The sequence below is a fragment of the Pedobacter glucosidilyticus genome (assembly GCF_002483235.1).
Classification (GTDB): domain Bacteria; phylum Bacteroidota; class Bacteroidia; order Sphingobacteriales; family Sphingobacteriaceae; genus Pseudopedobacter; species Pseudopedobacter glucosidilyticum_B.
The window spans coordinates 212470-234910 of the sequence record NZ_DLHN01000021.1; the positions used below are offsets into that span (position 1 = coordinate 212470).

Genomic DNA, 22441 nt, shown 5'->3' on the forward strand with positions numbered 1-22441 from the left:
GTAAATTGCTTTTTTATGGGTGTAAATTCTTGCTTAATTTTCTTTTTTCTAGCCTGGTTTTTACAATAGGATATAAGAAAATAGTGGCTAAAATAATGCTTGCTCCACCATAAAATCCACTGGTCATTTGTTCGTCTTTTCCGAATATAAATAGGGCTAAAATAATAGCATAAACAGGCTCTAAATTGGTGATTAAAGCTACCCTAAAAGCACTCAATTCTTTCATCACCATTACCCCCGCTACATAAGCTACAGAGGTACAAATGACACCTAAAATGAGTAGATAAATGATGTCTGATTTGCTTAAAATCATGGCTTCTGTATAGCCATTGGTAAGTAATAAATAGAAAGAAATCCAACAAAAAGCACCTATCAATTCGTAATAAGTAATCACTGTAGCTGCTCTATTTTTTACTTGTTTAGCGTTGATGATGGAAAAAATACTGGCACAAAATGCGCTAGAAATCCCCATTATAATACCCGTTTCGTACTCGGTTTCGAACTTAAAAATCATGTAAATACCTAAGATAATTAAAAATCCGACTAAAATTTCGAGTTTTGAAACAGATTTTGAGCTAAATAAAGGCTCCAGAACGGCTGTAAATAAAGTTAGGGATGAAAGACACACCATAGCAACGGATACGGTAGACGCTTTAATAGCGCCAAAAAACAAGATCCAGTGTAAACCAACAATGCCGCCAGTTAAAAAAAGCTTGATAAATTGCTCTTTATTGACACTGAAATTTATCTTTTTATACTTAAACCAGAGGTATAAAGAGCTAAAAGCTATCAGTACCCGATACCATGTTAAATGAGTCTCATTGACTGTAATGAGGGCACCCAAAATAGCAGTAAATCCCCACACAAATACGGTTAAGTGTAAGATAAAAACATTACTCAGCTTAAATTTCATGATTATTTTGGCGCTTTGATAGCTAAATATACACCTAAAAGTGCAAAAATTATATTAGGTATCAATACTGCTATAATAGCTGGTAAGCCTCCTTTAAGCGCAAAAACATTAGCAAATTGTATAAAAAGGATGTAAACAAAGCTTAATAAAATACCCAAACCAAGGGGTAAGCCAACACCACCTCTAACCTTTCTTGAGGATAAAGCAACACCAATTAAGGTTAAAACATAGGTAGAGAAAGGGTATGTCCAGCGTTTATATTTCTCTAATTCAAGGTTTACCATAACACCAGTTCCTCTTATTTTCTCTTTTTCAATTTTCTCGTTAAGTTCCCAATAGTTCATGGCCGAGTATATATTATCTCTAATATCAAAATCTACTGGTTTCATATCTAAAGTGGTATCTTTTTCTACGCCACGTTCCATCCGCTCTTTTAAACCATCAACATGTCTGATGCTATAGTTTTGGATTTTCCATTTTCTGGAAACAGAATCCCAGCTAATTCTATCACTCATGAGCTTCGATTTAAGCTCTTTATCTTTAAATTTTTCTAAAGAGAAACGATAACCTGTATTATTCAGGTTATCAAAAGATTCCATGTAGATGTAGGTGTTTTCATCTAATTGCAGGTGCACATGCTCTCTGGATGTATCTTTGATTTTGGTGTAAGTATTCTCAAAATTTATCATTAACCTGTTTGTTTCTGGAATGATGAACAGGTTAAAAATCATGTTTACGATAAAGATGACTGTTGCAGCAATAAAATAGGGGCGTAAAAAGCGGTTAAAACTTGCTCCGCCACTTAAAATAGGAACAATCTCTGTTTGATCGGCCATTTTTGCTGTAAAGAAAATAACCGAAATAAAGTTGATTAAAGGCGATAAGAAGTTGAGATAAAATGGGATAAATCCACCATAATATTCAAAAATAATTTGGCTAATGGTGGCTTTACTCTTTAAAAAATCATCAAGCTTTTCAGATATATCAAATACAACAGAGATCACAACAAAAATCCCTAGTGTAAATACAAAGGTTCCGAGGTATTTTTTAATGATATACCAATCTATCAGCTTGATGTAATTATCTAAAAATTTCATTTACAATCTTTGTGCAAGCGCTTTAACCATTTTATTTTTCCAGTTGTAAAATTCTCCTGCGATAATTTTTTCTCGGGCTTCTTTTACCAGCCATAGGTAAAAATGTAAGTTATGCAAAGTAGCAATTTGTGCGCCTAATATCTCTTTAGAGTGGATTAAATGCCTTAAATAAGCTTTAGTATAAAAATGGTCAGAGAATAAATCACTATCGGGGTCAATAGGAGAGAAATCATCCTTCCATTTCTCATTTTTGATGTTGATGATGCCATGTCTGGTAAATAACATTCCGTTTCTGGCATTTCTGGTAGGCATTACGCAGTCAAACATATCAATACCTAAAGCTATATTTTCCAATATATTAATAGGTGTACCTACACCCATCAGGTAACGTGGTTTGTCTTCAGGAAGTATTTCACACACTACCTCCGTCATCCCGTACATTTCTTCTGCTGGTTCGCCTACAGAAAGTCCGCCAATGGCGTTTCCTTCCCGGTTTTGTTCAGCTATAAATTCGGCAGATTTTCTTCTTAAATCCTTATAAACAGAGCCTTGTACAATAGGGAACAAAGTTTGCGAGTAGCCGTATTTAGGTGCTGTGCTATCAAACCTATCTATACAACGCTTTAACCAACGATGCGTCATATCTACTGATTTTCTGGCATAGGTATAATCACATGGGTATGGTGTGCATTCATCAAAAGCCATAATGATATCTGCACCAATGGTTCTTTGGATATCCATCACATTTTCTGGTGTAAACAAATGCTTAGAGCCATCAATATGCGATTTGAACGTAACGCCCTCTTCTCTTATCTTTCTTACCTCTGTTAAAGAATATACTTGATAGCCACCGCTATCGGTTAAAATAGGTAAATCCCAACCATTAAATTGATGTATACCGCCAGCTTTCTCTATCACATCTAAGCCCGGTCTTAAATATAAGTGGTAGGTATTTCCTAAAATAATTTGGGCTTTAATATCATCTTTTAGCTCACGCTGATGCACCGCTTTTACCGTACCGGCAGTACCAACAGGCATAAAAATGGGTGTTTGAATGGTTCCGTGGTCTGTTGTTATTTCTCCTGCTCTGGCTTTTGATAAAGGGTCTTGCGCTGCTAGTATAAACTTCATTAACTTTTTTGATGATAAAATACCTGCAAAAGTAAGAAAAAATAAAGCATTTAGGGATAAGCATTAGTTAGTTAAAAGCACTTAAAAATATCTTTTGCTGGATGATGATTTTTTGTTAAACAAAGTATGATTATATTATACTAAAGTTTGAATTTTGGCTAAATTTGAGAACTTTCTAAACTTATTCACACATATTGGAAGCTTATTTACATTACTCTTTACTTATACTGTTACAAATTGCTTTCGTTGTACAATTATATTATTTATGGGTTGTTCAACATAGATTTATCACCTATAAAATACCGCAGGTGGTATATGCTAGCCATCAAAAAGTTTCTGTAATTATCTGCGCCAGAAACGAGGCTTATAATTTAGAAAGAAATTTACCTTTTATCTTTAATCAGAAAGGGATTGATTATGAGGTAGTGGTGGTAAATGATTGCTCATCAGACCAAAGTGAAGAGGTTTTGAGGATGTTTCAGGCTCAGTATCCAAATTTAAAAGTAGTTGTTAAAGAAGAACATCCACGATTTAAAACAGGGAAGAAGTTTGCTGTTACTTTGGGTATTAAAGCTGCTAGTCATGAAATACTAGTTTTTACGGATGCAGATTGTAAGCCATCCTCTGATTATTGGTTGGTAAATATATGCGAGCATTATTTGCATCCACAAACAGAAATTGTTTTGGGTTTTTCTCCGTACGAAAAAAAAGCTGGGTTTTTAAATAAGCTTATCAGGTATGAAACGTTCCAAACGGCACTTAATTATTTCTCTTTTTCCCTTTCGGGAGATGCCTATATGGGTGTAGGCAGGAATTTATCTTATAAAAAGTCGCTCTTTTTTAAAGGGAAAGGTTTTGCTGCTCACATGCACATACCTTCTGGTGATGATGATTTATTTGTTAATCAAAACGCTACGGCTACCAATACAGCTATAGAAATAAGACCAGAAACGTTTATGCTTAGCGAGCCTAAGCTTACTTGGTTAAGCTATTGGAACCAAAAAATAAGGCATTTAGGTGCGGGTAAGTTATACAAAGCATCGCATCAAAAAAGTTTAAGCATGCAGGCTATTTCTGCTATTTCATTTTATGCTTTTTTAATAGCCTGTTATATACTTCAAATAGAGGTTCTTATCATCAGCATTTTAGTGTTTTTAAGATTTTTAGCTCAAATTTTTATCTTTTACAAAGCTATGTTTAGGTTACAAAGTAAAGATTTAATATATTGGGCACTCATTTTAGATTTTGTTTATTACTTATACCTTATCATTTTAAGCATAAGAGGCTTGTTTAGAAAGAAAATTGTATGGAAATAAATCCAAACTTTTCGGAAAATGCCAGAAACGATTACCATCTGGTTTTGAGTGCTAAAACAGGCAATCAGAAGGCTTATGCTGAGCTCATGCATCGCTATAAAGATTCTATCTACTTTATGGTTTTGAAAATGGTTAACCATAAGGACGATGCAATGGATTTAACGGTTTCTACCTTTGCCAAGGCATTTGAAAATATTGAAAAATACAAGCCCGATTTTGCTTTTAGTACCTGGTTGTTTAGGATTGCTACCAATAGCAGTATAGATTTTATCAGAAAAAAGCGTTTGCAAACTACTTCTTTAGATAGCTTTAATCATGAAGAAGGAGAAGATAGGGTTTTAGAAATTAAAAGTGATGTTTTAAATCCCGAAGAATCATCCATTAAAAAGCAACAAACAGAGCAGTTAAAGGAAATTATAGATAAACTTCCTATACGTTATAAAACATTAATCATCTTAAGGTATTTTGATGAGCTCTCTTACGAAGAAATTTCTGTACAATTAGATTTACCTTTGGGTACAGTAAAAGCTCAGCTCTTTAGAGCAAGAGATTTACTATCAAACATATTGAATAAAAGAAAAAAAGACCCTGGTAGTGAATTCTAGAATTATCTCTCTATATTTTCCGGATTTATCGGATACCCAAAAACAACAATTTGATCAGTTGTTTGAGTTGTATTCTTTTTGGAATGCCCAAATAAACGTCATTAGTCGTAAGGATATAGATTTATTGTACGAGCGTCACATCTTACACTCTTTGGGTATTGCTAAGGTTTATACTTTTAAACCCGGTCAGCAAGTATTAGATGTTGGTACTGGAGGAGGTTTTCCTGGTATTCCCTTAGCTATTTTATTTCCAGAAACCGAGTTTTTATTGGTAGATTCTATTGGAAAGAAGATAAAAGTAGTAAACGAAGTAGCACATGGTATTGGCTTAAAAAATTTAAAGGCTGTACATAGCCGGGCCGAGCAAATTAATCAAAAGTTTGATTTTATAGTTTCCAGAGCTGTAACACAGTTGAAAGATTTTTATCCATGGATAAAGGGCAAATTTAAAAAGCAAAATTCTGAAGGCTTAAAAAATGGTGTTCTTTATTTAAAAGGTGGAGATTTAACTCAGGAACTTCAGGAGTCTGGGCTTAAACAAATAAAGCTTTACCCTTTGCAAGATTATTTTAAAGAAGAATTTTTTGAAACTAAATATGTAGTTTATTTGCCAGCACAATAATATTTACCAAAATCTATTTAAAACATGCTCTATGAAATTGGTCTAACCTTGATAAAAGGTATAGGAGATGCTACCATTAAAACATTATTAAGCTATTGCGGTAGCCCTGAAGAAATATTTAGAACCAGTAAACAGCACTTGGAGAAAATACCGGGTATAGGTTCTAAAACTGCCGATTTAATTATCCATCATTCATCATTTGATAGAGCCGAGCAAGAACTGAAGTTTATAGAAAAATACAAAATACAACCTATTTTTATTCAAGCTGAGGATTATCCAAAACGCTTAAAAAGTTGTTATGATGCTCCGGTTATGCTGTACTTTAAAGGTAATGTAAAGCTTAATCAGCAAAAAGTTATAGCTATTGTGGGCACCAGAAATGCTACAACTTATGGCAAACAATTTTGTGAACAACTCATTAGTAGCTTAAAGCATCATCAACTGTTGATTGTGAGTGGTTTAGCTTATGGGATAGATATAGCAGCACATAAAGCTTCATTAGCGCATGAAACTCATACTGTTGGGGTTTTGGGGCATGGTTTAGATAGGATTTATCCCGCTTTACATCGCTCTATTGCAGAGAAAATGATTCATCAAGGTGGTTTACTAACCGAGTTTAGGTCAGAAACTAATCCAGATAAACAAAACTTCCCTAAGCGAAATCGTATCATAGCAGGTATGGCCGATGCTACTTTGGTAGTAGAAGCTACTAAAACAGGCGGTGCACTTATCACAGCAGAAATAGCAAATTCATACAATCGGGATGTTTTTGCGGTACCTGGCCGGGTAGATGATGAACTTTCTGAAGGTTGTAACTTCTTAATTAAAACCAATAGAGCTCACTTATTAGACCGTGTAGAAGATTTGGAATACATTATGGGTTGGGATAGAGATGAGGTAAAGCCAGTGAAGCAACTTCAGATTTTACCTCATTTAACTAAAGATGAAGAGAAAATTGTAGCTATCATAAAAGACTATAATGCTATTGCTATAGATGATTTACAGGTTAAATTAGATATGCCCCAGAGTAAATTGGCTATGTTGTTGTTAAATTTAGAAATGCAATCAGTGATTATATCATTACCCGGTAAAGTGTATAAAATGAATCATTAGTTAGGCTTCAAAAGGGTTTTTAGGATAATCAAAAAGCACCATATTACCTGTGTTTTTACTCACCATTTTCCAACTATCTAAAGGAAACTCTAGCAATACCATACCACAGGTTGGGATATTGTAAATATCAGCATTACTGAGGTAAAGTGCTAGGTCTGTGATTCCATTATTATGACCAAAAAGGGCTATAAAATCATGTTCATCAGAAAATTGATTTACAATATTTAATAAAGTTTGATGGTTGGCTTCGTAAATTTTAGGCTCTTGTATAATATCTGTTTCCGAGTATTGAATTTCTTTAGCTATAATTTTACAGGTGGTGATGGCTCTTAAAGCCGGACTAGAAACTAATTGTTGAGGATTTAATATTCTGGAAACTAATCTTTTACCCATTTCTGGAGCGTTTGACAGGCCCCTACTGTTAAGTGGTCTATCAAAATCTTTTGTATTTGCAACTCCCCAATCTGATTTAGCATGTCTTACAATTAAAAGTCTTTTCATCTGTTGCTAAAAGTAATAATTTCTTCTTCTTTTATGAGGTTCATACAATTAAAATGTTGAAGTGGACATTTCTCTAGGCCAAATTTAGAGCAGGGTCTGCAAGATAAATCAACATCAACAATTAAAGACTCGTTAATTTTATAGGGCGATACACCCAGTAACTCTGGAGTTGTACCTCCCCAAATAGAAACCAAGGGTTTGTTAAAGGCTTCAGAAATATGGGTTAAACCGGTATCAAAGCCAATAACGGTATGTGCTTGTGAAACCAAATAAACCGATTGGTCTAAATTAATTTTACCGCAAGTATTAAAAATTTTTGGTCCAATAGCCTCCTCGATAGCTTTTGCATTTTGCGCTACATCATCACCACCTAATAAAACAATAGGTTTTGCTATTTCTTTACAGGTTTTAATGATTTTCTCAACCGGCATTCTTTTGGTAAAATGCGTTGCCCCGATAATAAAAGCTACATAATCTTGCTGGTGTGAAGAAGGTAATAAATCTGTTTTCTCATAACTTCCATTGATGTAATAATCTATAGGTTTATCGTCGTTTTTAACACCTAAAAACTCAACTGTTTCCAGATAACGTTCTACCAAGTGCTTAGGATTAATAAAACGCTCGCTTTTAAACTTCAAAGCCAGCCATTTTTTAATTCTTTCTTTTTTATAAGTTGATGCTGGTATACCTGTTCTTAGTTTGATGATGCTGGTTCTTAGATTGTTATGTAAATCTATGATATAATCAAAATTCTCTTTTTTGATATCAGCTATAGTTTCATTTAAGCTAGGTTTTAAGATGTGAAGTTTATCTAAATAAGGATTGTTGTTATAGATATACTTGAACTGTTGTTTGGTTAAAAAATGAATTTCTGCTTCTGGCAACTGTTCTTTTAGGCATCTTACCACAGGTGTGGTGTAAATAATATCACCCATAGAGCTAAAGCGGATCACTAGAATTTTCTTAACCATTTGACAAAGCTTTAGCTGTTTTTAATTTTATCGATGATTGATGTACTAGAATAGCCCGGTAAAAAGCTCAATGTTTTTACTTCGCCACCATTGGCTAGCACTTCTTTTGCACCTACAATATTATCTAAAGTATAATCCCCACCTTTAACCAAAACATCCGGAAGGATGTGGCTAATTAAATTTTGAGGAGTTTGCTCTTCAAAAATCACAACGGCATCTATAAATTGCATGGCTGCCAGTAGGAGAGAGCGGGTTTTCTCATCATTTACCGGTCTTGATGGGCCTTTTAAAACTTGAACAGATTTATCAGCATTTAAACCAATGATTAATTTGGTGCCCAGTGTAGCAGCTTCACTTAAGTAAGTGATATGGCCAGCATGTAGTAAATCAAAACAGCCATTGGTGAAAACTACTTTTTCGCCGGTAGCTTTCCATTGTTGACGAATCTCAACGGCCTGTTCAAGGCTTAAAATTTTATCTTGTATCGTCATGCAGTCTTAAAAATTATCATCCACAGCTTTACAAAAGATATGCCCTATTAAAATGTGCATTTCTTGTATTCTGGCTGTAACATCATCTGGCACAACAATGTTTAAATCGCAAATTTCATTCATTTGGCCACCATCTCTTCCGCTAAGACCGATGATTTTACAGCCCAATTTTTTAGCTGCTTGTATCGCAGAAATGATATTCTCGCTATTGCCACTGGTAGAGATAGCTATAAACAAATCATTTTCTTGTGCGTAAGCATTTATTTGCCTGCTAAAAACATTTGCAAAGCCATAATCATTACTAATAGCGGTTAAGGCCGATGTATCTACTGTTAACGCTATAGCTGGCAAAGCTTTCCTTTCTTTAACAAAACGACCGGTAAATTCTGCTGCAATATGTTGAGCATCAGCGGCGCTACCACCATTACCTGCCAATAAAATTTTACGACCGTTTAAGATGGTTTCTTTAACCAACTCACAGCCTTTTTCAATATCGGGCACCAGTTGCTCAATAACTTTATTGATGGTAGTTTGATGTAATTTTAATTCGTTTAAAACCATGTTAATCTTCTATTTCACTGATGATTTCTTCTATGGATGTGGTAGCGCTTCCTACGTGTTTAATTACGATAGCAGCGGCATAATTAGCAATTTGACAAGCCTCATGTAAATTAAAACCTAATGCTAAACAATAAGCCATTGTTGCAATTACCGTATCGCCAGCACCTGTAACATCATAAACTTCTGTGGCTTGTACAGGTAACACTTCACAAGATTGAGGCGTTAAAATAGCCATTCCCTCTTCTGATAAGGTTACTACCAAATTCACTGTTTGGGTATTCTTGAAAATAACATCAGCGGCAGCTTTTAACTTTTCTTGATTATTGATGTTCTCTATTCTGGAAGTTTCGGATAACTCTTTACGATTAGGTTTAATTAAAAAAGCACCTTTATACTTGCTATAATCTATGCCTTTTGGGTCTATCACCACTTTTTTATGGAGGCTATTAGCGTAGTTGATAACGCTTTGACAAAGTTGGTAAGTGAGTAATCCTTTATTATAATCAGATAAAATAATGATATCAACATCTGAAATTAAGGGTTTTACAGCTTCAAATATTTGTTCTTCCAAAGCGCTATCAATATCATGAAGATTTTCTCTATCTATCCTTACAATTTGATGATTACTAGCTAAAACTCTGGTTTTAATAGTGCTACTTCTGCTCTTATCAAAAAATAAAGCATCGCTATGGATGTTTTTTTCTTTTAGTATGTTTTTAATTTCTTTTCCAAAATCATCGGCTCCAACAACACTAGCGATACTAACTTTACCGCCTAAAGCCGTAATATTATTAGCAACATTACCTGCACCTCCTATAATTTTAGATTCGTTTCTCACATTCACCACTGGAACTGGTGCTTCTGGCGATAAACGGTTGGCGTTACCGAAGATATAATGGTCTAACATGACATCGCCAATAACTAATATATGAGGTGTTTTTTGTTGATTTAAATCTGATAATTTTTTGGAAAGCATTTCTTCTCTTTGATTCAAATATAGCTAAAGATGTTTTTATAAAGCTTGTTTTTTATGACCAAAATAAGTTTGGATACTGGCTAAGTCAAACGCATTTAAACATTTTTCTTTAGTTAAACCGCCTTTTCTGGCAACATAAACGCCATAATGCATATCGTAAAAACCTTCATTACGATGGGCATCTGGATTTATAGCTAATAAAACTCCCTTTTCTAAAGCGTATTGATGCCATCTCCAATCTAAATCTAAACGTAGCGGGTTGGCATTAATTTCTATGGTCACTTGGTTTGCAGCACAAGCGTCAATAACTTTTTTAAAATCTAAAGGATAACCACTTCTACTTAATAATAAACGACCTGTTGGGTGACCTAAAATAGTGGTATATGGGTTTTCTATGGCTTTTATTAAGCGTTGTGTAGCTTTATCTTCATCCATTTTTAGATTTGAGTGTACAGATGCTACCACAAAATCAAATTTAGTAAGGATTTCATCGGGGTAATCTAAACTTCCGTCTGATAAAATATCTGATTCAATCCCTTTGAATATCTTAAAAGGCGCTAATTTTTGGTTTAACTTCTCTATTTCTTCATGTTGTTGTAAAACACGTTCTATACTTAAACCATTGGCGTAAACTGCAGTTTTAGAGTGATCGCACAAACCTAAATATTCGAGTTTTAAGGTGTCTCTGCAATAAATAGCCATTTCTTCTATGCTATGGACACCATCACTCCAAGTACTATGGTTGTGTAAAGTGCCTTTTAAATCTGCGTAAGTGATTAAAGAAGGTAATTGTTTTGCTTGTGCTAGGGCTATTTCGTTAAAATCTTCTCTTAATTCTGGTTCTATATACGCTAAGCCCGCAGCTTCGTAAATGACATTTTCTGAAGTATAGGTTGTTGAATGATCAGGTAAAAGTGCTTTAACTTTTTCTACATGAGCCTCAACACCTGTGGTTTCAAATAAACGGTAAGCTAAAGTGGTTTCGTCTGCTTCGAAGCATCTTATGGTTAAGCTGTTTTGATCTTTAAATCTGATGCTATTAGGTGTAGTTTCAAGATTAGAGATGTTTTCTAATTGTTGGATTTTATCTATAAATAGCTTAAAATTAGGAGCAACAACTATAAAAGCTAATTCATCTATAATTTCACACTTTCTTCTAAACTCTCCGGTAACTAATATTTCAGTAGCATTGCTAAGTTTAGCTAATAAGTCTTGGTATTGTGTAACTATGGGTTCTAAACGGGCATATAAAAAACGACCATTACTCGCCATTTTAAACTCAATAGCTTTTTTTATTTCCTCCTGAGTTTTTAAACCAAATCCTTTTGCTTCAATCAGTCGGTTTTCATTACAAGCATAGTATAACTCACCAACATTTTCTATCCCTAAGGTTTTCCAGATGATAATGATTTTTTTAGGTCCTAAACCTTTGATGCTGAGCATATCTAAAATCCCGATAGGGGTGATAGCTATCAAATCATTTAATTCCTTTAAACCTCCGGTATTAAAAAGCTCTATAATTTTAGTAGCGATGCTTTTTCCGATACCATCTATTTTATCGAGCTCATCTTGGGCTTTATCTTTTAATTTGAATGGAAGTTTATCAACCTTAAAAGAAGCATTGGCAACAGATTTTATTTTAAATGGATTTTCATCATGAAGCTCCATCAATTGTGCTAATAGTTTTAAGGTTTTTGATATTTCTTTATTTTCCATCTTGATTTAAAAAAGATACCAAAGTTAAGATAATGGAACAAAACAATAGAAAATAATACACTGCATTTTGAAAGACCAAATTAGTATATTTGATTATGGTTACAATTATTCAGAAAGGCACCCCATTAGAAGAGATTAAAAAAAAGATAGATACAGTTGTTGCGAAGAAAAAAAATAACATCAAAAAATTTGCTGGAACAGTGAAGTTAGATGTAGAACCTATGGAGTGGCAAAATAAAATAAGAGATGAGTGGAGATAAGCTTTTTATCGACTCTAATATTTTGTTATATTTTCTTAAAGGAGAAAAGGAGATTGTAGAAATTATATCAGAAAAGGAATTGGTGATTTCTTTTATAACGGAGTTAGAATTGCTTTCTTTTTCTAATTTATCTTCTTCCGATGAGAAAAATATCAAAGGACTTTTGAAAAGCTGTCAAATTATCAACCTTAATGAAGAAATTAAAGCTTTAACCATAGAGCTTAAAAGAAAATATAAGTTGAAACTTCCGGATGCTATAATTGCTAGTACAGCTTATTACTTTAACCTACCTATTCTAACTGCTGACAAACAATTTAAACAAGTTGAAGAGCTAGAAGTTATTATTTATCAATTTTAAATATGGCAATTATTTCTTAATCACTTTAAACACTTCTGTTTTTTTATTTGGGTATTCAACTTGAAGTAAGTATAGTCCTGAAGCTGCATCAACAAAAAAATCTACGTGTTGCTGGCCTTCGCTTAAAAGTTTGCTGTGTTGTTGTAAAATAACACCATTTAAGGTGGAAATATTAAATTTTACAACTCCTTTTTCTGGGTTATTAAAGCTTAATTTAAAATCGTTTTCAAAAGGGTTAGGAAAAACTGTTGAAGTAGAAGCAGTAGACGTAATGTTTTCTTGTTCTTGATTTGTTTTGTTAATTACGGTTGTGGATGATTCCGTTTTTAAACTATCAGTATTAGATTTTAGGCTGGCCAATTGTGTTTGTTCCCCAAGTTGTTTAATCACCAAATCATCCAATTCCCAAACAGATTTTAAGCATTGCTGTACTCCTATATGCGAGCCTTTTACAGGAGTTATTTTATGTGTTAGAACCGTTACGTTATTTATTTTAACCCATAAAAGGCCGTTTTCCTGCCTTATTTCGTAGCTATTTGCTTTCGTTTTATCAAAATTTTGATTTTTTAAAAGATGAGCAATGTCTTTATAAACCATATAGTTCCAAGCATTATTAAAAAAGGCTAACCTAATTTTACCTTTTAAATCAAAATCAACCTGAAATATTTCTCTAGAATTACCTTCTTCCTTTTTAACAGAATTTCCCCATTGGAAATCTATCATATCGGTCTGGTCTCCACCACTTATGTAACTGGCTTTAAATAAGATAGAAAAGTTTTTTTCGGTATTAAATCCTTTAATGTTTTGCGTTTGCCATTGGCAACCACGATTTGTATAGTTAATGAACTTCTTTTCTAGCCTAAGTTTTCCATTAGTGATAGAGACTTTAAAATCTTTATTGTCTTTAACCTTCCACTGATGCTTATTATCCTTAAAACTCTCTTTAAAAATGATTTTTTCTTGGGCAATAATTTTTGTAGAAATGAGAATTAAAGTGATGTATAAAAATATTTTCATAGGGTTTAGAAGGTATAAAAAGTTAAAAATAAAAAATCCCCTTAATAAACCTATTAAGGGGATGTTAAATTCTTTTAGTTCGTTATTCTACAACCAAATTATAAGGCATTTTTGCTTGTATACCTTTCATTTGGGTAATTTCTTTGATGTTTTTGTAATGAATATAGCTATCGCCTAATTCTTGTTTTACAAAATAGGTTTTGATGTTTTCACCAGATTTATCTAGAAAACCTAGGAGACCATCTTTTTTCTCAGGATAGTTTACAATTCTATACTCTTTGATTTTAGCTTTTTTAGCAGCAGCTTTAATAGCATCTTCAATATGCCCTATGCGGTCTACCAAACCTAATTTTACGGCTTGTTGGCCTGTCCAAACGCGACCTTGCCCAATACTATCTACATATTGCTGAGAAATTTTTCTTCCATCAGCAACTCTCTTGGTAAAATCATTATAAGTACGATTTACTTCTTTTTGTAAAAGCATTTTTTCTGCCCCAGTTAAAGGTCTTGAAATATTACCTAAATCTGCATATTCGCTGGTTTTAACGCCATCAAAAGTTACCCCAAGTTTCTCATTAAAGAAACCTTTCATGTTAGGTAAAATGGCAAATACACCTATAGAACCTGTAATGGTATTTGGTTCAGCAAAGATAGAATCGGCAGCACAAGCAATATAATAACCGCCAGATGCGGCGTAATCTCCCATGGTTACCATAATAGGTTTAACTTTTTTGGTCAATACTACTTCCCTCCAAATAACATCAGAGGCTAAAGCGCTTCCGCCTGGGCTATTCACTCTTAGTACAACAGCCTTAATTTTATCATCTTCACGGGCTTTTCTTAATGCTCTAGATACAGTTTCAGAACCAATAGTGTTTTCATCTCCTTCGCCACCCATAATATCTCCGTTGGCATAAACCACCGCAATTCTGTCTTTTGCAGTGCTGGTATTTTTGATAGATGAAACATAATCTGATAAACCAATGGTAGTTAAATCATCTTTTAAATCTGTTTTAGTAAGTTTTTTTAGCTCAGCAAGAACTTCATCTTTATATTTTAAGCCATCTATCAGCTTAAGTTTAAGGGCATCTTCTGGAGAACGAGATTGTAATTTGTTAGCGATAGCATATACACTGTCTTGCGGTATTTTTCTGCTTGTGGCAATTCCTTTAGTGAAATTTTCGAATAAAGAGCCTAGTAAAGCTGTCATTTGTTGCTTATTAGCATCGCTCATGCTTTCAAGAATAAAAGGCTCAACAGCACTTTTATAAGTTCCTACTTTTATAATTTGAGGTTCAATAGCCAGTTTTTCTAAAGCACCTTTAAAAAAAGTAATTTGTGAGCTAAAACCTTTAAGCTCTAAAATACCTTGAGGGTTTAAATAAACTTTATGAGCTACTGATGCTAAATAGTAAGCCCCCTGGCTATATACTTCACTATATGCGATGATGAATTTACCAGATTTTTTGAAGTTAATCAGCTCGTTCCTGATTTCTTCTAAAGTTGCCATACCAGTTAAAATATAGCTTACATCCAGATAAATACCTTTAATTTTATCATCCTCTTTAGCGTTTCTGATACTTTTTAGGATATCATTTAAACCTAACACTTTTTCACTCTTAATAGGGCCAAAGTCAACATCCTCAAAAGGGTTTGTTTCTGAACGCTCTGTTATAGGATAATTAAGATTTACGTAAAGAATGCTATTTTCTTTAACTTCTGCGGTTTTCTCTGTACTACTTACCAGTGCTGTAATCCCTCCAATAAGGATAACTGTAAATATGATTAATGTTAGGAAGAAACCTAACATAGATGCGAAAACAAATTTGAAGAATTGTTTCATAAAAAGAATTAATGTTTTAACTATGCAAAATACAAATATAAGTTTTAGACAAGCAAGGTTTTCATTTGTTACAACATTTATGTGTCAGGTTTATTTAGGTTTAGGTACTAATTTAGGAGATAGGTTAAAAAACTTAGAAAAAGCTATTGCTTTAATTGCAAAACAGGTAGGGGATATTGGTGCATGTTCTTCTATTTACAAAACAGCAGCTTGGGGTAATACCCATCAGCCAGATTTTTTAAATATGGTGGTAGGTGTAAAGACGGATTTTACTCCCGAAACTTTATTAGAAAAAACACAGCAAATAGAATTATACTTGGGAAGAAAGCGTATAAAACATTGGGGAGAGCGTATTATTGATATAGATATATTGTTTTATGAAGAATTTATTCAAAATTCAAGCAACCTTATTATCCCTCATCCGTATATAGCCCAAAGAAAATTTGTTTTAGCCCCATTGAACGAGCTTATTCCTGATTTTTATCACCCTAACTTAAAACAAACAGTAGGGAATTTGTATTTATCATGTGAAGACAAGTTGCAGGTAGAGAAAACAGCTTTTAAACTAAATTAATTACATGGATAATCATGAAATAATTATTGACCTTTCATACTTAAAAGAAGTGGCTAGCGGAAATATAGAATTTATGGTGGAGATGATTGATATCTTTCTTGACCAAACACCAGGGTATCTGGTTAATTTAAAAGAGGCAATTGAAAATAAGAATTGGCAAAAAATTGCTGAATCAGCACATAAAATTAAACCAACATTGGGTTTTATGGGGATAGAATCTGCTAGGGAAACCATGGCAGAAATAGAGTTAAATGCCCGTAAGCAAGAGAATTTCGAAAATATAGTTTTAAAGCACAACCAAATGCAAGAAGTCTTTAAAACTATATTTGTTAAATTAGAAGAGAAGAAGCAAGAGCTTCTTGCTCAAGACAATTAAATTTCTTTTATTTCAAAATTATAGCTTTCCATAATCAGGTTAGCCAAAAGTTTCTTACAAGCTGTTTCTACTTTTTCAGAAGCAGCTTCTTTATTTTCTGCCTCTACTTCTAAAGTAATATGTCTGCCAATTCTTACATTGCTAATTTCTGGAAGACCTAAATTTTTCATGCTTCCGGTTACTGCTTTACCTTGAGGGTCAAGAATCTCTTTAAGCGGCATTACATCAATCTCTGCTAAAAACTTTTTCATTTTATTGTTTAAGGGTCATATTTGATTAAGTTGCGAACTTAACCAAAGAATTTAATTTTTTGAATAACTAAAATGTATTTGTGATAATATGATATACCAAACTAAAATAAGCGGTATGGCGGCAAATTTAAGAAAAGCAAGGCATACTACAGAAATAATCAGGAAAATGAATTTGTATTGATTTTCTTTCCAACGTAAGTTGCTGATTTTCATTGAGAATAATCTTATCTCGCTTACCAAAAGCCAGCATAAAATAAGCGTTAGAGCTATTAAAAACCATGGGTTACTTACAAACGTAAAGCTATCTGCTAGATATGGTAAAGAAATAACTAAAAAAGTATTCATAGGCGTATTTAAGCCGATGAAATCTTCTGTTTGACGTTCATCCACATTAAATTTAGCTAATCTTAAGGCTGAGAAAACGGTTATCAAGAAGCCAACATAAGGTAAATAGGGGATAGATGCTACTTGTAACATTTGATAAATGATGACACCAGGTAAAAAACCAAAGCTTATCACATCTGCCAGAGAATCTAGTTCTTTACCTATTTCTGATTTTACATGAAGCAAACGAGCTGCAAAACCATCAAAAAAATCAAATATTCCTGATAGAATAACAAAAAAGGCAACCGTTTTAAGGTCGCCATTAAATGCGTATATAATTCCTATACAACCAGAGAAAAGGTTAGCACAGGTTAACATATTAGGAATGTGTTTTTTTATCATTTTTTAGAGGATAAAGGAGTAAGGAATAAAGATAAAAGACTTATGCCTCCTATTCCTTGTTCTTTATTCTTTTTTCTCTATTTAGCTATTCATGGATACTAAAAACTCTTCATTAGATTTTGTTCCTCTAACTTGAGTAAGTAAGAATTCCATTGCTTCCTGCGAGTTCATATCTGCTAAGTGGTTTCTTAAAATCCAAACTCTTTGTAAAGTTTCTTTATCTAACAGTAAATCATCTCTTCTGGTGCTTGAAGCTGTAAGATCAATTGCAGGGAAAATACGTTTGTTAGAAAGTTTTCTATCTAATTGAAGCTCCATGTTACCGGTTCCTTTGAATTCTTCAAAGATAACCTCATCCATTTTAGAACCTGTATCTGTTAAAGCAGTTGCTAAAATAGTTAAAGAACCGCCGTCTTCAATATTTCTTGCTGCCCCAAAGAATCTTTTTGGTTTATGTAAGGCATTAGCATCAACACCACCAGAAAGAATTTTACCAGACGCTGGTGCTACTGTATTGTAAGCTCTTGCTAAACGAGTAATAGAATCTAATAAGATAACCACATCGTGGCCACACTCTACCATTCTTTTTGCTTTTTCTAATACGATGTTAGCAATTTTTACGTGTCTTTCAGCAGGCTCATCAAAAGTTGATGAAACCACTTCTGCTCTTACGTTTCTAGCCATATCTGTAACCTCTTCCGGACGCTCATCAATCAATAAAATAATTAAATAAACCTCTGGATGGTTAGCTGCAATAGCATTGGCAACTTCTTTAAGTAAGTTTGTTTTACCTGTTTTAGGTTGCGCTACAATTAAACCACGTTGACCTTTTCCTATTGGTGTAAACAAATCCATAATTCTGGTAGAGTAATCTCCAGGTTTGGTGAATAAGTTTAATCTTTCTGAAGGGAATAGTGGTGTTAGATAATCAAAAGGAACACGGTCTCTTACTTCTGCAGGTACTCTACCATTGATAGATTCTACCCTTACCAAAGGGAAATATTTTTCACCTTCTTTTGGTGGTCTTATACTGCCTCTAACGGTATCGCCAGTTTTTAAACCAAAAAGTTTAATTTGTGATTGCGAAACATAAATATCATCAGGAGAGGTTAGGTAGTTATAGTCAGAAGATCTTAAAAAACCATAACCATCAGGCATAATTTCTAAGACACCTTCATTGGTAATCACATTATCAAAATCAAAGGCAGATTCCTGAGCTCTTTGTCTTCCGTTGGTATTGGGTAATCTATCTTTCTGATTTTTTTGATCAGCTTTAGCTTCCTGAGAAATAGTTTCTGTGTTTTCTGCTACAGCTACTTCTGCTTCGATTTCCTTTTTAGGAGCTTTTTCTACAACTACTTTTTCTGCTTTAATGGGCTGCTCTGGATGATCAAATAAAGATACTTCTTGTGCCGGACTTAAATCTTTTTTAGATTTTACCTCAACCGGAGCGGCTTTAACTGTACGAGCTCTTTTTTTAGGCTTTTCTTCTGTTACAACTGCATCTTCCACCAAACCTGCCGATTTTGCAGCATTTATAAGTTCGTGTTGTTCTTTGATTTTTGTAATCAATTCTGCTTTACGCAATTCTTCGGTATTATCTACTCCAAAGCTTTTTGCGATTTCACGTAGCTCTGAAACAAGCTTATCGTTCAATTCGTTTATATCAAACATTCAAAATGAATTATGTTCAAGGATTTTATTATTAGAATTTATCCCTTAAGCTTTTGTTAAGATTTCTAAGATTTGATATTAGAAAAACTAAAAAAAATCCGTAGACAAGGATAAATTGAGATTTCTTTGCAATTGTAGATATTTATTTTTTAAGTTCAAATTTTTTTGCAATTATTTTTTCAAATACTTAGCTATTTTTTAACAAATTTGCAGCCAAAACCAAAAGAGGTCATGAACAAAACAGAAATTATAAGAGAAATAAAATCAAAAAAATCTTTTTTAAGTATTGGCCTCGATACAGATATCACCAAAATTCCTAAACATTTACATCAATACGATAATCCGGTTTTAGAATTTAATAAACAAATTATTGATGCTACAGCAGATCTTTGTATCTCTTATAAGATTAACACTGCTTTTTATGAGTGTAATGGTTTAAAAGGGTGGGAATCTTTGATTAAAACTTACCAGTACCTGCCTAAAAATACTTTTTCTATAGCTGATGCCAAAAGAGGAGACATAGGCAATACATCTTCTATGTATGCAAAAGCTTTTTTTGATGAAAGCGCATCTGAAATGAGTTTTGATGCGGTAACAGTTGCACCTTATATGGGTAAAGACTCTGTAAGTCCATTTCTTGATTTTAAAGGTAAATGGGCAATCTTATTAGCTTTAACTTCTAATGAGGGAAGTCATGATTTTCAGCGCTTAAAAGATCATGATGTGATGCTTTTTGAACATGTTATCAAAAAATCACAGGAATGGGCAACAGATGAAAATATGATGTATGTAGTTGGTGCTACCAGAGGAGAAGCTTTTTTAGAAATCAGAAAACATGCTCCCCATCACTTTTTGTTGGTGCCAGGTGTTGGTGCACAAGGAGGTTCTTTAGCAGATGTTTGTAAATACGGGATAACAGCTGATTGCGGTTTGATTGTTAATTCTTCCAGAGCTATTATTTATGCATCAAACGGAGAAGATTTTGCAGAAGCAGCAAGAGCACAAGCCTTATTGGTACAAAGAGAAATGGCTGCCGAGCTGCAAAAAATAGGTATCAGTTAAACAATAAAAATTTTTAGCGTTAGAAATTAAGAGACTTATTTCAATTAAAAATAAAAATCTTAATTTTAACTATGCTTCACTATGAGAAAATTCTTCATTATATATGGAGGTTCAGACTGTTTAATTTTCATGATTTAAGGACTGTTAAAGGAGAACAGGTAGAAATAATTAATCCAGGCAATATCAATGTTGATGCTGGTCCGGATTTTTATGATGCCAAAATAAAAATAGGCAATACGCTTTGGGCAGGTACAGTAGAGATTCATTTATCTTCATCAGACTGGTTAAAACATCAACACCAGCATGATAAAGCTTATGATAATGTTATCTTACATGTGGTTTGGGATGATGATACAGCCATACAACGCAGCGATGGAACTTATATCCCAACTTTAGTTTTAAAACATAGGGTTGAAGAAGCAACCATCCAAAAAATAGAAGGATTAGCTTGCAGTAATGAGTCAATTCCTTGTGCTGAGCAGCTTAAATTGGTTGATGAATTTTATATCAAGCAATGGTTAGATAGGATGGTGGTAGAAAGGTTAGAAGAGAAATCGGCTTACTTTGAAGCCCTGCATAAGCAATTAAAAGGAAGCTGGGAAGATACTTTTTATATAGGCTTAGCAAGAAGTTTTGGTTTTAAAGTAAATAGTTTGCCTTTTGAGTTATTGGCAAAAAATCTCCCTCAGCAAATTTTGGCTAAGCATAAACAAAACAGTTTACAAATAGAAGCTTTAATTTTTGGGATGTCTGGTTTGTTACATGAGCGTTATCAGGATGAATATCCGAAAAAGTTAAAAGGAGAGTTTGATTTTCTTCGCCAGAAATATCAATTAAACCCTTTAGAACCATCAGTTTGGAAATTTTCTAAAACAAGACCAGATAATTTTCCAACCATTAGACTGGCACAGTTTGCAGCTTTAATTAATCAATCTCAGCATTTATTTTCTAAAGTAACAACAACATCAGATATAAAAGCTTTAAAAGCATTGTTTAGTGACTTAAAGGTTCATCCTTATTGGGCAAATCATTACCTTTTTGATGAAGAAGCGGTAAAAACATCAAGAAACATTGGCGATGCGTCGGTTAATCATATTTTAATCAATACCATAGCACCTTTATTATTTAATTATGGAAAGCAAATATCAAATCCTAAATTTGTTGATCATGCAACTACATTACTTGAAAACATTAAGGCCGAAAAAAATGTTATCACTGAGAATTTTACCAATATTGGACTTAAAGTTGATAGTGCTTCTGAATCACAAGCAGTTATACAATTAAAAAAATACTATTGTGATGAAAAAAAATGCTTAAATTGTGGAATTGGAATTAAAATTTTAAAAGCGTAAAACATGTTTCAACGTATGATTACTTTTTTTGAGAGGCATTCTTTTGGGGTTTGTACCTATCTGGGTGAGCGGTTCCATATTTCAATTGCCAAAATCAGACTGTTTTTTATTTACAGTTCTTTTTTAGCCGTAGGTTTTCCTATCATCTTTTATTTTTTAGCTGCATTTACTTTAGATATACGCAGTTACGTAAGAAAAATCAGGCTGAAATATTGGGATATTTAAACACCTAGTATCTCTGCTATTTCTAAGAAACCTTTATCCCGGGCAAGGTCGGCAGGTAATTTGCCACCTTCCATTCTAACATCTACATGTGCACCTTTTTCTAATAGCATAATAATAAGTTCTATATTGCCATTTTGTGCAGCAGAGTGTAAAGGAGTAATGCCAGATTGTTGTACCACGTTTACCGCAGCACCATTTTCTAGCAGCATACGACAGATGTTGGTGTAGTTGCCTGCCGCAGCAGCATGTAAAGGGAAAACTTTAAATGTATTATTGGCAGGTAAATTTACATCAGCACCTTTTAAAACCAGATAGCGGGCGATTTCCTCATTACCAAAATAACAAGCCAAACCTAAAGCTGTAAAACCATCCTCAGAAAAATCATTTATAATATCCGGATTTTGGAATACTTTATGGGCTACGGTATCAAATTTATCGGCAGAGCAAGCTTCAAAAAAACTGATATCATTAGAAAAATCAAGAAATAATTTAATAAGACGATGTTTTTTATAGTAACACGCTAACATAAGTGGAGATACGCCAAGACTAGTTTCCTCTTTTAAAGCAAGCGGGTTTTGCGCTAAATAAGCTTTAATATCCTCTTCGTTGTCTTTTATTATTAAATCTTCTAAGCCGTAATGCTGCATGTTTCTATCTAATAAAGAATAATATTAGTGCATAATTTTTTAACTTCCAACAAATAGTTGGAT

The 22441-nt window shown here is 33.5% G+C and carries 26 protein-coding genes; 11 read left to right on the forward strand and 15 right to left on the reverse strand.

Features of this window, described 5'->3' with window-relative positions; all coding sequences use genetic code 11:
- Positions 1–13: 13 nt before the first annotated feature.
- From B2745_RS07500 to tgt, 3 genes are read right to left on the reverse strand one after another with little or no spacing between them, the layout of a single operon-like run.
- On the reverse strand, positions 14–913 hold the full coding sequence (locus B2745_RS07500) for a DMT family transporter (protein WP_304064891.1): 900 nt from the start codon (positions 911–913) through the stop codon (positions 14–16).
- Between the two features lie 2 nt (positions 914–915).
- Entirely contained in the window at positions 916–2010 is a 1095-nt protein-coding gene (locus B2745_RS07505; protein WP_304064893.1) for an LptF/LptG family permease, read from the reverse strand.
- Positions 2011–3141: a tRNA guanosine(34) transglycosylase Tgt gene (gene tgt, locus B2745_RS07510; protein ID WP_304064896.1), complete on the reverse strand. Its 1131-nt coding sequence runs from the start codon at positions 3139–3141 to the stop codon at positions 2011–2013. It abuts the gene before it with no gap.
- A gap of 194 nt (positions 3142–3335) precedes the next feature.
- Here tgt and B2745_RS07515 point away from each other — a divergent pair, with 194 nt between their 5' ends.
- The 4 genes from B2745_RS07515 to dprA are packed head-to-tail and all read left to right on the forward strand — an operon-like array spanning position 3336 to position 6797.
- Positions 3336–4457, forward strand: a complete 1122-nt coding sequence (locus tag B2745_RS07515; RefSeq protein ID WP_304064899.1) for a glycosyltransferase — start codon at positions 3336–3338, stop codon at positions 4455–4457.
- Positions 4448–5062, forward strand: a complete 615-nt coding sequence (locus B2745_RS07520) for an RNA polymerase sigma factor (protein ID WP_304064902.1) — start codon at positions 4448–4450, stop codon at positions 5060–5062. Before B2745_RS07515 ends, B2745_RS07520 begins: the two co-directional genes overlap by 10 nt.
- A complete protein-coding gene (gene rsmG / locus B2745_RS07525; protein WP_304064905.1) occupies positions 5052–5684 on the forward strand; it encodes a 16S rRNA (guanine(527)-N(7))-methyltransferase RsmG in 633 nt (210 codons plus the stop codon). The genes B2745_RS07520 and rsmG overlap by 11 nt, the downstream gene beginning before the upstream one ends.
- Before the next feature lie 24 nt (positions 5685–5708).
- Positions 5709–6797, forward strand: a complete 1089-nt coding sequence (dprA, locus tag B2745_RS07530) for a DNA-processing protein DprA (RefSeq protein WP_304064907.1) — start codon at positions 5709–5711, stop codon at positions 6795–6797.
- On the opposite strand, the gene B2745_RS07535 is transcribed toward dprA, so the two are convergent.
- From B2745_RS07535 to B2745_RS07560, 6 genes are read right to left on the reverse strand one after another with little or no spacing between them, the layout of a single operon-like run.
- Positions 6798–7298 carry a SixA phosphatase family protein gene (locus B2745_RS07535; RefSeq protein WP_304064909.1) on the reverse strand — a complete coding sequence of 167 codons (501 nt, stop codon included), beginning with the start codon at positions 7296–7298 and terminating at the stop codon, positions 6798–6800. It lies immediately after the preceding gene.
- Entirely contained in the window at positions 7295–8269 is a 975-nt protein-coding gene (locus tag B2745_RS07540; RefSeq protein ID WP_304064912.1) for a glycosyltransferase family 9 protein, read from the reverse strand. The genes B2745_RS07535 and B2745_RS07540 overlap by 4 nt, the downstream gene beginning before the upstream one ends.
- 11 nt (positions 8270–8280) lie before the next feature.
- Entirely contained in the window at positions 8281–8760 is a 480-nt protein-coding gene (gene rfaE2, locus B2745_RS07545; RefSeq protein WP_304064913.1) for a D-glycero-beta-D-manno-heptose 1-phosphate adenylyltransferase, read from the reverse strand.
- A gap of 6 nt (positions 8761–8766) precedes the next feature.
- Positions 8767–9321 carry a D-sedoheptulose 7-phosphate isomerase gene (locus B2745_RS07550; RefSeq protein WP_304064915.1) on the reverse strand — a complete coding sequence of 185 codons (555 nt, stop codon included), beginning with the start codon at positions 9319–9321 and terminating at the stop codon, positions 8767–8769.
- 1 nt (position 9322) lies between these two features.
- Positions 9323–10315, reverse strand: coding sequence for a D-glycero-beta-D-manno-heptose-7-phosphate kinase (gene rfaE1, locus B2745_RS07555; RefSeq protein ID WP_304064918.1), 993 nt, complete (start codon positions 10313–10315; stop codon positions 9323–9325).
- An 18-nt stretch (positions 10316–10333) separates the two neighbouring features.
- A complete protein-coding gene (locus tag B2745_RS07560) occupies positions 10334–12013 on the reverse strand; it encodes a DNA polymerase/3'-5' exonuclease PolX (RefSeq protein WP_304064920.1) in 1680 nt (559 codons plus the stop codon).
- A 95-nt stretch (positions 12014–12108) separates the two neighbouring features.
- On the opposite strand from B2745_RS07560, the gene B2745_RS07565 reads away from it, so the two are divergent.
- Positions 12109–12273: a hypothetical protein gene (locus B2745_RS07565; protein ID WP_304064922.1), complete on the forward strand. Its 165-nt coding sequence runs from the start codon at positions 12109–12111 to the stop codon at positions 12271–12273.
- Positions 12260–12631: a type II toxin-antitoxin system VapC family toxin gene (locus B2745_RS07570; protein ID WP_304064924.1), complete on the forward strand. Its 372-nt coding sequence runs from the start codon at positions 12260–12262 to the stop codon at positions 12629–12631. The genes B2745_RS07565 and B2745_RS07570 overlap by 14 nt, the downstream gene beginning before the upstream one ends.
- Positions 12632–12640: 9 nt before the next feature.
- Here B2745_RS07570 and B2745_RS07575 read toward each other — a convergent pair whose 3' ends face one another.
- A complete protein-coding gene (locus tag B2745_RS07575; RefSeq protein ID WP_304064927.1) occupies positions 12641–13648 on the reverse strand; it encodes a T9SS type A sorting domain-containing protein in 1008 nt (335 codons plus the stop codon).
- Between the two features lie 82 nt (positions 13649–13730).
- Complete coding sequence (sppA, locus tag B2745_RS07580) at positions 13731–15491, reverse strand: signal peptide peptidase SppA (protein ID WP_304064929.1); 1761 nt, start codon at positions 15489–15491, stop codon at positions 13731–13733.
- 22 nt (positions 15492–15513) lie between these two features.
- On the opposite strand from sppA, the gene folK reads away from it, so the two are divergent.
- Together folK and B2745_RS07590 are read left to right on the forward strand one after the other, a co-directional pair.
- The gene (gene folK / locus B2745_RS07585; protein WP_304064932.1) at positions 15514–16065 is read left to right on the forward strand and encodes a 2-amino-4-hydroxy-6-hydroxymethyldihydropteridine diphosphokinase; all 552 of its coding nucleotides are present in this window, start codon (positions 15514–15516) and stop codon (positions 16063–16065) included.
- A gap of 4 nt (positions 16066–16069) precedes the next feature.
- Complete coding sequence (locus B2745_RS07590) at positions 16070–16441, forward strand: Hpt domain-containing protein (RefSeq protein ID WP_304064935.1); 372 nt, start codon at positions 16070–16072, stop codon at positions 16439–16441.
- Here B2745_RS07590 and purS read toward each other — a convergent pair.
- The 3 genes from purS to rho all read right to left on the reverse strand — a co-directional run bounded on the left by purS (position 16438) and on the right by rho (position 19092).
- Complete coding sequence (gene purS / locus B2745_RS07595; protein WP_026902509.1) at positions 16438–16692, reverse strand: phosphoribosylformylglycinamidine synthase subunit PurS; 255 nt, start codon at positions 16690–16692, stop codon at positions 16438–16440. The two genes, B2745_RS07590 and purS, sit on opposite strands and share 4 nt — an antisense overlap.
- A 51-nt stretch (positions 16693–16743) precedes the next feature.
- Positions 16744–17418: a CDP-diacylglycerol--serine O-phosphatidyltransferase gene (gene pssA, locus B2745_RS07600; RefSeq protein WP_304064937.1), complete on the reverse strand. Its 675-nt coding sequence runs from the start codon at positions 17416–17418 to the stop codon at positions 16744–16746.
- A gap of 81 nt (positions 17419–17499) precedes the next feature.
- Positions 17500–19092, reverse strand: a complete 1593-nt coding sequence (rho, locus tag B2745_RS07605) for a transcription termination factor Rho (protein ID WP_304064939.1) — start codon at positions 19090–19092, stop codon at positions 17500–17502.
- 231 nt (positions 19093–19323) lie between these two features.
- Here rho and pyrF point away from each other — a divergent pair, with 231 nt between their 5' ends.
- From pyrF to B2745_RS07620, 3 genes are all read left to right on the forward strand, one after another.
- Positions 19324–20154 (forward strand): orotidine-5'-phosphate decarboxylase, encoded by an 831-nt coding sequence (gene pyrF / locus B2745_RS07610; protein ID WP_304064942.1) that lies wholly within the window; start codon positions 19324–19326, stop codon positions 20152–20154.
- Positions 20155–20225: 71 nt separating this feature from the next.
- Positions 20226–21506, forward strand: a complete 1281-nt coding sequence (locus B2745_RS07615; protein WP_304064945.1) for a DUF2851 family protein — start codon at positions 20226–20228, stop codon at positions 21504–21506.
- Between the two features lie 3 nt (positions 21507–21509).
- Positions 21510–21731 carry a PspC domain-containing protein gene (locus tag B2745_RS07620; RefSeq protein WP_026902504.1) on the forward strand — a complete coding sequence of 74 codons (222 nt, stop codon included), beginning with the start codon at positions 21510–21512 and terminating at the stop codon, positions 21729–21731.
- On the opposite strand, the gene B2745_RS07625 is transcribed toward B2745_RS07620, so the two are convergent.
- Positions 21728–22378, reverse strand: a complete 651-nt coding sequence (locus B2745_RS07625; protein ID WP_304064948.1) for an ankyrin repeat domain-containing protein — start codon at positions 22376–22378, stop codon at positions 21728–21730. The two genes, B2745_RS07620 and B2745_RS07625, sit on opposite strands and share 4 nt — an antisense overlap.
- Between the last annotated feature and the right edge of the window lie 63 nt (positions 22379–22441).

Excerpts from the sequence above, each read along its gene's own strand:
- B2745_RS07500 (WP_304064891.1), bottom strand. The coding sequence starts at position 913 with ATGAAATTTAAGCTGAGTAATGTTTTTATCTTACACTTAACCGTATTT.
- B2745_RS07505 (WP_304064893.1), bottom strand. The coding sequence starts at position 2,010 with ATGAAATTTTTAGATAATTACATCAAGCTGATAGATTGGTATATCATT.
- tgt (WP_304064896.1), bottom strand. The coding sequence starts at position 3,141 with ATGAAGTTTATACTAGCAGCGCAAGACCCTTTATCAAAAGCCAGAGCA.
- B2745_RS07520 (WP_304064902.1), top strand. The coding sequence starts at position 4,448 with ATGGAAATAAATCCAAACTTTTCGGAAAATGCCAGAAACGATTACCAT.
- dprA (WP_304064907.1), top strand. The coding sequence starts at position 5,709 with ATGCTCTATGAAATTGGTCTAACCTTGATAAAAGGTATAGGAGATGCT.
- B2745_RS07535 (WP_304064909.1), bottom strand. The coding sequence starts at position 7,298 with ATGAAAAGACTTTTAATTGTAAGACATGCTAAATCAGATTGGGGAGTT.
- B2745_RS07540 (WP_304064912.1), bottom strand. The coding sequence starts at position 8,269 with ATGGTTAAGAAAATTCTAGTGATCCGCTTTAGCTCTATGGGTGATATT.
- rfaE2 (WP_304064913.1), bottom strand. The coding sequence starts at position 8,760 with ATGACGATACAAGATAAAATTTTAAGCCTTGAACAGGCCGTTGAGATT.
- B2745_RS07550 (WP_304064915.1), bottom strand. The coding sequence starts at position 9,321 with ATGGTTTTAAACGAATTAAAATTACATCAAACTACCATCAATAAAGTT.
- B2745_RS07560 (WP_304064920.1), bottom strand. The coding sequence starts at position 12,013 with ATGGAAAATAAAGAAATATCAAAAACCTTAAAACTATTAGCACAATTG.
- B2745_RS07565 (WP_304064922.1), top strand. The coding sequence starts at position 12,109 with ATGGTTACAATTATTCAGAAAGGCACCCCATTAGAAGAGATTAAAAAA.
- B2745_RS07570 (WP_304064924.1), top strand. The coding sequence starts at position 12,260 with ATGAGTGGAGATAAGCTTTTTATCGACTCTAATATTTTGTTATATTTT.
- B2745_RS07575 (WP_304064927.1), bottom strand. The coding sequence starts at position 13,648 with ATGAAAATATTTTTATACATCACTTTAATTCTCATTTCTACAAAAATT.
- sppA (WP_304064929.1), bottom strand. The coding sequence starts at position 15,491 with ATGAAACAATTCTTCAAATTTGTTTTCGCATCTATGTTAGGTTTCTTC.
- folK (WP_304064932.1), top strand. The coding sequence starts at position 15,514 with ATGCAAAATACAAATATAAGTTTTAGACAAGCAAGGTTTTCATTTGTT.
- B2745_RS07590 (WP_304064935.1), top strand. The coding sequence starts at position 16,070 with ATGGATAATCATGAAATAATTATTGACCTTTCATACTTAAAAGAAGTG.
- purS (WP_026902509.1), bottom strand. The coding sequence starts at position 16,692 with ATGAAAAAGTTTTTAGCAGAGATTGATGTAATGCCGCTTAAAGAGATT.
- pssA (WP_304064937.1), bottom strand. The coding sequence starts at position 17,418 with ATGATAAAAAAACACATTCCTAATATGTTAACCTGTGCTAACCTTTTC.
- rho (WP_304064939.1), bottom strand. The coding sequence starts at position 19,092 with ATGTTTGATATAAACGAATTGAACGATAAGCTTGTTTCAGAGCTACGT.
- pyrF (WP_304064942.1), top strand. The coding sequence starts at position 19,324 with ATGAACAAAACAGAAATTATAAGAGAAATAAAATCAAAAAAATCTTTT.
- B2745_RS07615 (WP_304064945.1), top strand. The coding sequence starts at position 20,226 with ATGCTTCACTATGAGAAAATTCTTCATTATATATGGAGGTTCAGACTG.
- B2745_RS07620 (WP_026902504.1), top strand. The coding sequence starts at position 21,510 with ATGTTTCAACGTATGATTACTTTTTTTGAGAGGCATTCTTTTGGGGTT.
- B2745_RS07625 (WP_304064948.1), bottom strand. The coding sequence starts at position 22,378 with ATGCAGCATTACGGCTTAGAAGATTTAATAATAAAAGACAACGAAGAG.